This is a genomic window from Paraburkholderia sp., from assembly GCF_049581445.1.
Lineage (GTDB): Bacteria > Pseudomonadota > Gammaproteobacteria > Burkholderiales > Burkholderiaceae > Paraburkholderia.
The window spans coordinates 1-4840 of the sequence record NZ_JBAURZ010000242.1; the positions used below are offsets into that span (position 1 = coordinate 1).

General features: G+C 62.7%; 4 protein-coding genes and 1 pseudogene. 3 read left to right on the forward strand and 2 right to left on the reverse strand.

Features of this window, described 5'->3' with window-relative positions; genetic code table 11:
• The coding region (locus WCA85_RS20895) for a mechanosensitive ion channel family protein (protein ID WP_424066778.1) at positions 1–2272 on the forward strand (2272 nt) is incomplete at its 5' end.
• 5 nt (positions 2273–2277) lie between these two features.
• On the opposite strand, the gene WCA85_RS20900 is transcribed toward WCA85_RS20895, so the two are convergent.
• The gene (locus WCA85_RS20900) at positions 2278–2949 is read right to left on the reverse strand and encodes a cysteine dioxygenase (RefSeq protein ID WP_424066779.1); all 672 of its coding nucleotides are present in this window, start codon (positions 2947–2949) and stop codon (positions 2278–2280) included.
• Between the two features lie 128 nt (positions 2950–3077).
• Here WCA85_RS20900 and WCA85_RS20905 point away from each other — a divergent pair, with 128 nt between their 5' ends.
• On the forward strand, positions 3078–3560 hold the full coding sequence (locus tag WCA85_RS20905) for an Lrp/AsnC family transcriptional regulator (protein ID WP_424066780.1): 483 nt from the start codon (positions 3078–3080) through the stop codon (positions 3558–3560).
• A 152-nt stretch (positions 3561–3712) separates the two neighbouring features.
• Entirely contained in the window at positions 3713–3907 is a 195-nt protein-coding gene (locus tag WCA85_RS20910; protein WP_424066781.1) for a hypothetical protein, read from the forward strand.
• A 188-nt stretch (positions 3908–4095) separates the two neighbouring features.
• Here WCA85_RS20910 and WCA85_RS20915 read toward each other — a convergent pair.
• A pseudogene (locus WCA85_RS20915) lies at positions 4096–4840 on the reverse strand (AraE protein); the annotation flags it as partial.

A 4840-nucleotide genomic window follows, 5' to 3' on the forward strand; every position in this document is an offset into this window, starting at 1 on the left:
GGCCCAGTCGCTCGACAGTGTGATCTCCACGCTCGATAACGACCGGCAGCGCACTGCCCTGGTTGCGCAACTGAAGAAGCTGCGCGAGGTCACGCGCAATGTCGCGCCGCCTGCGCCTGCGCAACCCAGCCCCGGCTTGCTGGGTGCGATTGCATCGGGTATTGCATCGTTCGAATCCGGCGTGCATCAGGGACGCACGCCGCTGCGCTATTGGGCGGGCCGCTTCAACGCGGCGGCCAATGAGCTGTACACCATCGTCAGCAGCCAGGGACACGAGAGCCTTGGCAAGATACTGGCCGACATGTTCCTGATGCTGGCCGGCTGGGGCGCGTGCGCTTGGGGGTTGATCTATGTGCAGCGCCGGCTGTATGCGCGCTTTGGCGTGGTCTACGGCCTCAATCCGAATCCGGGCACGCGCGAGTTACTGATCTTTGCCTTGCGGCGAGTAGGGCCATGGATCGTCGCCTTTCTGGCCGCGCTGGTGTTCGCGCGGGCCATGCCCGATGCGCTCGGCCGCACGCTCGGCATGGTGGTCGCATACGCGATCGTTGCCGGCGCGGTGTTTTCCGCGATCTGTCTGATCATGTTTTCGCTGTTCGGCTCGGGGCATCGGCGTGTCGCGGTACGCGTGCTGCTCGAGCATGCGCGCAGATTGCTGTTTGCGATTGGTGTGTGCGGCGCGTTGGGCGACGCAGCGGTGAATTACGACGTCGCGCATCAACTCGGGACGAATCTCGCCGAACTGGTGTCGACCGTGGCAAATATGACGGCCGCGGTGCTGACCGCCTATTTCGCGCTGGCCTTTCGCCGCCCGGTTGCCCATCTGATCCGCAATCGCGCCTACGAGCCCCGGCACGACCACAAAGCCGCGACCGATGCATTCGACGTGCTTGCATCGCTCTGGCACGTACCGGTCCTTCTGCTGGCGAGCGCATCAATCATTGCCACGCTGGCCGGTTCGGGGTCTAACGAGAACGTACTGCAGATTTCGGTGGTGACGGCGCTGTTGCTGGTGCTGGCGTTTTTCTTGTCCGCGATCGTGTTGCGCATGACGCGTCCGCACGATCCTCGTCGGCGCCGCCGTTCGCCTTATCTGTCGCGCTTGTTGCGCTTCGCCGGCACGCTGCTGACGCTGTTTATCTGGCTGGCGTTTATGGAGCTGGCGGCGCGTCTGTGGGGCGTGTCGCTGGCTAGCGTGGTCGAAGAAAACGTCGCGGCGCGCGGCATCGCGCATGCGGTCATGGCTATTTTTGCGACGCTCTTCATTGCCTGGCTGCTGTGGATTCTGATCGATACAGCAATCACCGAGGCCCTGAGTCCGGGCGGTCCGCGCAACAAATCGCGTAATGCCAGCACGCGAGCGCGAACCATGCTGCCGCTGGTCCGCAACGCGCTGTTCGTGACCATTGTGACGATCGCCGGCATCGTCACGGCGGCGAATCTCGGCATCAACGTGACGCCGCTGCTTGCCGGTGCCGGCGTGATCGGTCTGGCGATTGGCTTTGGCGCGCAGTCGCTCGTGACCGATCTGATCACGGGCCTGTTCATCATCATCGAGGACACCATTTCGGTCGGCGACTGGATTGATGTAGACGGCGGCCATGCCGGCAAGGTCGAGCATCTGTCGATCCGCACGGTGCGCTTGCGCGACGGCCAGGGCGCGATTCACGCGATCCCGTTCTCGCAGATCAAGATTGTGAAGAACCTGTCGCGCGATTTCGCCTATGCCGTATTCGAAGTGCGGATGAGTTTTACCGCCAACGTCGATCAGGTCACGCAACTAATTCGCGAGGTCGGCGCGGAACTGATGGCTGACTTCCGATACCGGCGGGAGATGCTCGGACCGATTGAAGTATGGGGACTTGACCGGTTCGACCCGAACTGGATGGTTGTGAAAGGGCAGATCAAAACACTGCCACTGCAACAGTGGAGCGTGGCGCGCGCCTTCAATCTGCGCCTGAAGCGCAAGATGGACGAAGCAGGCATCGAGATTCCAGTGCCGCAGATGCGGATCTATAACTCGGCAAAGGACGAAGAGGGGCAGCCGATGCCCGGGGACGACGTGCCCCAGCGCGGCCATTCCGAACCCGAGCACGCCACGCATGCCCACGCGCATGCGCATGTGACTACGGGCGGTTCGAGAGTTGCAGGGCTTGCGGTGGCTGCGGCCCGCGATGTATCGCATGAGCCGCGGCCCGCGCCGCCACCCACGGGTGATACCGCGCCGATCCCACCGCAGATTCCGACGGCAGGTGAGTCGGGAAAGAGCTAGGTGGATTAAGCGAGGTCCCGCTCGACCGGCTGTGTAACCTCGAGCAGATCGTTCACGTGGGTGGCGATCTGCGAGCCCTCCACGCCGTAAATATGCAGCGAGACAGCAACCGCGTCGCTCGTATTACCTAACCGATGGATGCCGCCGCGTCCGGCACGCACAAACGATACCGCGCCACTCGCGCGCGGATGGGTGCGCGTTTCGCTGGCGCACCGTTGCGTATTGCTCCAGTCGTAAACCGTCTCCGACAAGCTGCCGTTCACCACAGCGTAACCGCACCATGTCTGGTGCGCGTGAATCGGGCTAGCCTGACCGGGTTGCCAGACGAGGGCGGCGATCGCATAGCGCCCCTGCGGATCGGCTGCGAGCAGGTGGCGGCGATAGGTGTCGCGCGAACCCTCACGCTGTGCGGGACTTAACAGCGCAGGATCCGCCGCCGCGTCAGCGAGGGCCGCCCGGACGGCTGAAGCAAAGGCAGCGCGCTGCGATGGATCAACGGCGTCGGCAGATTGCTCAAAGGCGGTATCCAATGCGTTGCACAGGCGCTGCAGCGGGTCAGGCGCAGGTATGGACGATGCCGCCAAGGGCCGGGCTTTATGCAGCGCCGGGTTGCTCGAAAACCGCATGGTGTTTTCAGCGGAGTGATTGGCAATAGACGGGTAGGTATCGTGGCTCATAAGGGCTGCAAGGGCGATGCTGCGGTTATCGGACACTGATATTTATACCGGTTTGCACAGAGAAAGAGTTTCCATATAATTCCCTCTGATCGGTTAAAAGTAGAATAAATTTCTCTTCAGGGGCTCCCATGGGAATGGATATCATCGATCGAAAGCTGCTTGAGCTACTTCAGGTGGACGCCACCATGCCGGTCGCCGAGTTGGCGCAGCGCGTGAATCTGTCACAGACGCCTTGCTGGAAGCGGCTGCAGCGGCTCAAGGATGCGGGTGTGATCCGCGCCCAGGTGGCCTTGTGCGATGCGCGCAAGCTCGGGGTGGGCACGACCGTGTTCGTGGCGGTGCGCACGAACCAGCACACCGAGGAGTGGGCGGCGACTTTTACACGCGCCGTACGCGACATTCCCGAAGTGGTGGAGGTGTATCGGATGAGTGGCGAGACGGATTACCTGCTTCGTGTCGTCGTTTCCGACATCGACGATTACGACCGGGTTTACAAGCTATTGATCAGCGCAGTGCCGCTTTACGACGTGAGTTCAAGTTTCGCGATGGAGCAGATCAAGTATTCGACGGCGCTGCCGGTGCGGCCGTCGGCGGTGACGGAAGGGCGTTAGGCAGTGTAGCGGCATGCGGCGAGGGTGATGTTCAGGCGAGAGCGTCAGCAGACGGCGGGCGGGTCCGGATTATGCGGCTGCAAGGCATGTGGAAGGCAGGTGGGCGTAGAATGCCACCCTTCCTGGACATCACCCGAGAGTCGAGCAGCCCCATGAACCAACCGCGCAAGAAGAACCCGACCTTCGGCATCGCCGTGTTTATTGTGGTCGCGGTGCTGCTGGTTATTGCGACGCTTCTCTACAACGCGATCAGCGGCAAACGCGAGTTTGATCGCGAAAACGCCAGCCCGCCTTCGGTTGCCTCGACGGCTGCCGCTGCGGTGGGGGCGAGCAGCGCCTCGCAGTGATGCCGCGGAGGATCGGCGTGAATCAGCGTAAAGCAGGGATGCTGCCGTTGTGAATCACTTGAGGTGTAGCGCGGCAGAAGCGCTTAGCCAGAGCGTTTCGTTCGACGCTGTTCCTTCAAGCACGATGTTGCCGCATCAGGCTGATCCAAGAGGCATCAGGCATCAGGCATAGGCATAGGCCACCGGCATCACGCATCAGGCAAGCGGATCACGCTGGCGTCGCGGCGAATCAGATTGGCTGCGGTCAGCATCTGCTTGCATTGGTGCGCAAGCAGTTTCAACTCATGCACCGCATCCGCCGAGTAGTCGGATGATTTTTCCGCCTCGACCACCATCGCATCGAGTTCCCGCGCCAGCTGTCTGGTGGCCTCGGCCTGATCTGCCGGTGGCACCGTGCCGGCCTCGGCCTCAGTGAGGTTGTCGCGCACGACGCTGAGCACACGTTGCAGCGGCTGCTGCGAGACGGTCTCCGGCTGCTGCGCCGAAGTGCGCAGTAGCGGCGCGGCCGCCGTGATCTGCGATGCCAGCACATGGCTGCGCACCAGCAGGTCATTCAGTTCGGGGACAAATTTCTGGGCGGCTTTCGGCTCCAGCATCATGCGCTGGAACGCCTGACCGAGATTGGCGAATGCCACATGCACGTTCTTGCGGGCGAGGCGGTAGCGATAGTCTCGCTCGAGCGCAAGGGTGGCGGCGGAAGCAGTGGATGTACCAGCCGGGGGCGCGGCTACGGTAGCTACGGTGGCGTCGGCGGGATGGGCGCTCATCTCTGCACTGCCTGCGTTGGCGGTGGCCGTGGCGCTTGCCGAGGCCATGCTGGCGGGCTCCAGCGTAGCCGTCTCAGTAGCCGTTGTTTCGATTGACGCAGATCTAACCGGTGCCTTACCGAATGCGCTCGCCGCAGCGCCAGCGGCGCCGCTGCCTGCGGTGGCA